The sequence below is a fragment of the Campylobacter sp. CH278 genome, assembly GCF_004378845.1.
GTDB lineage: Bacteria > Campylobacterota > Campylobacteria > Campylobacterales > Campylobacteraceae > Campylobacter_D > Campylobacter_D jejuni.
Genome location: NZ_RYXZ01000037.1, coordinates 1 through 331, shown reverse-complemented (window position 1 = coordinate 331; position 331 = coordinate 1). Strand labels below are relative to the sequence as shown.

Genomic DNA, 331 nt, shown 5'->3' with positions numbered 1-331 from the left:
TACTTAAAGCTAGGATAAAAAGTTCTATTTCACTTTCAAATACAAAAAGATGTTTATAGTGTTTAGCTAAATTTTTAATCAGTAAAGCATTGCCTATACCATAAATACATACAAAAGGATATCTATGAGTTTTTTCTAAAATACTTTGATAGAAAAAATTTAATTCTTCTTCTAAATTTTCATACATGAAAACATTATGAGTTTTATCATAGATATTTAAATTTTCATCTATACTAAAACGAGAACAAGTTTTATTTTGTATGAAATTTAAAAGTTTATTTCCTAAGGGTTCATTTACCCCACTTAATAAAGCTTGTATGTTTTTTTCTAG

1 pseudogene is annotated in these 331 nt (G+C 23.0%); it reads right to left on the bottom strand.

Features of this window, described 5'->3' with window-relative positions:
* Nucleotides 1–331 (bottom strand): annotated as a pseudogene (locus tag ELQ04_RS08580) (motility associated factor glycosyltransferase family protein); the annotation flags it as partial.